Below are 3,862 nucleotides of genomic sequence, written 5' to 3'. Positions count from 1 at the left end.
CAACTTATTTTTTTATGATTACTAAACACAGAGGAGACACAGAGTTTTTTTTTCTCTGCGACGTAGTCGCTCTCTCTCTGTACTCTTTCTTGTTCATATTCTCCTCTTAAAAGAAAGAAAAAACTCTGTGTCTCCGTGCCTCTGTGTTTAATAATTCATAATTCAAAACGCTAATGATCGCGAAAGTTCCACTTGGAATTATCGCTGTTCATATCAAACTTTCCGAGCGAAGGAGTACTGTCGCCTACAGATACCAGAACCAGTTCCTTGTCCGTTCCCGGTACTTCCTTGGGCATGATGCGGTAAGTGCCGTCGGTCAACTGGTCGATTCTCCATAACTGTTCGGGGCTTCCCGTAAACTCAGGCACTGTCACGACTTCCGCATCTGCCGTAGCGGCGAGTGCACGATTGGTTCCTTCAATCACAATCTTGTAATAAGGCCCGCCCAAGTATCCGCCGGCATCGGGCACGGCAGTAATAGTCCACCTCTGGTGTGGGCGGAACATGTAATCGCCGGCTCTTACAGAGATATCCCCCTGCGGCCAGGTGCCAATTACGTCTTCCAACGCTTGCGACTTCAAAGGCGTGATGGGTTCACCCGGTTCCCAGGTGCGGCGCCTGACGTAGTCTATGCGTACAAAGTCGACAGCAAGCTCGAGGGCGTAACCTCTGCGCTCGGATTCTATCTCGTAAGTCCCTTCCTTGAATACTTCACCGGCAACAGGCCATTCGTTCTTCCACAGGAGCGGACGTATGCCCAGTACACTGCGCCCACCCCGGTCAAAGTCGGACTCAAAGTGGCATGACATCTTCTCCACCCCGTCGGTAACCTTGAAAAGCCCGAAGTGCCCGGGGCCTGTCTGACGGTTTCCTGCGGCAATCACCATCTTACCGCCGCCTTCCAGCATCTGCCTCCCCATATTGTCGACGTATGGGCCTGTTACTTTGCGCGAACGGCCTACTACAATGTTGTAGGTAGAGTTGGGGCCATCGCAGCAGGTGCCGTGCGTTCCCAGCAGATAATACCACCCGTTGCGGTAGATTAGGGTTGTTGCTTCGCAATCAATGGCGATATTGATTTCCTTGTTGCCCTCCATCCGCTTGCCGGTTGCGGGGTCAAGCTCTATGAGTCTGATAAATCCGAAGTAGGTGCCGTAGGACAGCCACAGGCGTCCGTCAGTAGGGTCGAGCAACAGTCCGGCATCAATGGCGTCGCAGTCTTCGTCATCTACGGAGGCTGCCACTTCTATGGGTTCGGTGTAGGCAAAGTCGGGAGAGTTGGGGTCTAAGGTCTTGTTCCACATGGTCAGTACCTTGCCCTTGTGTCCTCCTCCGAGTCCTCCTCCGGTGGCGCTGTAGGCAATCAGGTAGCGGTCGCCAATCTTCATGGCATCGGGGGCGGCGCCTCCGCCGGGTCTTACTCCGCCTTCGTTCCATGTCCAGCCGTCTTCGGATATCAGTCCGCCTCCGCGTGTGCCGAAGGTATAATATTTACCGTCGCACTCCATGATGGTGGAGGGGTCGTGGATGTATGGAGCACCGGTTTGTGCAATTGCTTTCTCAGCCGTCAATACAGATGCCAGGGCTACGGCGCCCAGAAGTATCGCTTTTGTTTTCATGGTGTCATTTATAACTGATAGTAATGTTTTTAACCGGAGTCCCATTCTCATCGACGAAGCGGACACAGAAGTCGCTCATGCCGGGGCCGTTGATGATGGCTCCCCGGATGATGTTCTTGCCTTTCTTCAGGGTCAGTCGGCGCGACATGCAGTCGTCCTTCACCATGCGTCGGTCGCCCGAAAGGATTACGGCTTCCTCACCGTTCAGCCACCACATGGATGCGGAGTTGGAACCTACGGACATGCGGACATTCTCCATCTCTTCGGGACATTCAATTACGGTGACCGCCCAGAACAGCACGCCGTACACTTGCTTCTTCATACCGGAAGCGAAGCGGAAGAGCTTCACGTTAAAGAGTTTGCTCTCGAGTGCGTGCCAGGTAAGCTTCTGTTTGCCTACCTTCACTTTATCCCCGTTCTTGGGGAGGACGGTGAATTGTCCCGGGAAGTATTCAGTGGCGAATGCTTCGCGAATGTAACTGTCGGTAAAGACCGTGTTGGAGCGGTTGGGCTTGTCGATAGGCTCCAGCAGCAGCCAGCGTTGAATGAATCCCTCATTGTCCGGTGTCATCACGCCTGTGGTTGCCGGCGAGAAGTAGTCGGACAGCGGAGGCGACGTTTCACCTTGCTGCGCGTGGGCGCATAAACTCATCATAGCAGCGAGACAAGCTGCCAACACTGATTTTCGATGGAAAATGTTCATCGTTATAGTTTGTTTTATGGGTTACAAATAGTCACCTGCCTTACTTCTTAAACAACATCGGCGCAAACTCCTTCAAGCACCTGCGCCAAGTCAGGAACTCGTGAGCAGTTCCGGGAGATTCATAATAGATATTATTGATACCCGCAGCCTTCAGTCCATCACTAAGACTCTTTGTCCTTTCAGGACGCTCTTCGGAACCAATGCCCAAGAAGAACACACGCACCTTGTCATTGAACGCTTTACGGTCTTTGAATACACCACCATATATATTGTCGAAATCATCAAAATCAATACGCCCTGCTCCGCTGAATCCACCGATATAAGCAAACTTATCCAGATTGTTCAGTGTAGTGTTGAACGTAAGAAGCCCGCCCCAGGAAAGTCCCGCCATGGCACGGTTATCTCTGTCAGTCAATGCCCGGAAGTTGGACTCGATATGAGGAACAATTTCTTTCACCAGTATATTAGGGAATTCGGCGCCGAACCTTGCCCTTGCCTCCTCGCGGCTTTCACCCGCTTGGTTTCTCAACACCTCAATATTACCATTATCCATAACTACAATCATTGGTTCGGCTTTGCCCTCGGCAATCAGGTTATCCATAATGAAATTCATCTTGCCCTGGCTTGCCCAGCTTGTTTCGTTTTCTCCCATACCGTGTTGCAGGTACAGCACCGGATACTTCTTGTTAGGATTCTTGTCATATTCCGCCGGAGTATAAACCATGCACCTGCGCCACTCCTTGCGGATATCGGAGTAGTAGTGGCTTGAGCTGATTAGTCCGTGAGGCACATTCTTTATAGAGTAATAATCCACGCCTTTTTCGGGGATTTCGATGCCGCTCACCCATTTGCCCATGCCGAAGAAAGTCTTACCGTTAGGGTCGGCAACGCTTACCCCGTCTATTATCACCTGATAGTAGTGGAAACCTATTACTTCGGGTCCCTTTGATACGAGCGTCCAGTATCCGTCCGCTTCCTTCGTCATTTCGCCCCGGAAACTGATTTCTACTTTCTGGGCATTGGGAGCGTGTATTCTGAAGTGTACCCGCCTGTCTTCTCCAATGCGCGGATAATCAGCTCCGTTAATGTTGTGTTCATTGGGGGTAGTTCCCGCAGGATAGTCTTGCTGTTGGGCATTCATTGTTAATGGCAATACCAGCAAAGAAGAGAAAATAAGCTTCAATACATTTTTCATAATTCAAATATTTAAAATTAGTACTTTGTTACGATTACTTTAGCCTGCATTATTCATACTGTAGTTAAAGGAGTTATCACTTCGTTAGAAGTTAAGGAGTTAAAGCCAATTTGTTGGCTGATAGCTACGTTAACCTGCATTATTCATACTTCAGGAGTTAAAGAATGAATCATGCAGGCCCTATCACACACTATCTGCTCCGTATCTGCTCCGTACCAAGTCCGTACCAACTCCATATAAAGGTACCTTTATACGGAGCGGGTACGGAGTTGGTAATGCTTTGACACGGCCCTGGTACGGAGCAGACACGATTTTAGTACGGTTTTGTACAGCGATAACCCCTTT

The 3,862-nt window shown here is 50.3% G+C and carries 3 protein-coding genes; all 3 read right to left on the bottom strand.

Annotation, left to right across the window (positions count from 1 at the left end; all coding sequences use genetic code 11):
• Positions 1-170: 170 nt before the first annotated feature.
• Genes B2Z67_RS09265 through B2Z67_RS09255 form a run of 3 tightly spaced genes read right to left on the bottom strand, consistent with a single transcriptional unit; the run spans position 171 to position 3,517 of the window.
• On the bottom strand, positions 171-1,619 hold the full coding sequence (locus B2Z67_RS09265; RefSeq protein ID WP_291529541.1) for a family 43 glycosylhydrolase: 1,449 nt from the start codon (positions 1,617-1,619) through the stop codon (positions 171-173).
• A gap of 4 nt (positions 1,620-1,623) precedes the next feature.
• Positions 1,624-2,322: an acetylxylan esterase gene (locus tag B2Z67_RS09260; RefSeq protein WP_291529540.1), complete on the bottom strand. Its 699-nt coding sequence runs from the start codon at positions 2,320-2,322 to the stop codon at positions 1,624-1,626.
• A gap of 40 nt (positions 2,323-2,362) precedes the next feature.
• Positions 2,363-3,517: an alpha/beta hydrolase-fold protein gene (locus tag B2Z67_RS09255; RefSeq protein ID WP_291529539.1), complete on the bottom strand. Its 1,155-nt coding sequence runs from the start codon at positions 3,515-3,517 to the stop codon at positions 2,363-2,365.
• Between the last annotated feature and the right edge of the window lie 345 nt (positions 3,518-3,862).

It is taken from the genome of Bacteroides sp. UBA939 (genome assembly GCF_002293435.1).
Classification (GTDB): Bacteria; Bacteroidota; Bacteroidia; order Bacteroidales; family Bacteroidaceae; genus Bacteroides.
This window is presented reverse-complemented; position numbering and strand designations above follow the sequence as displayed.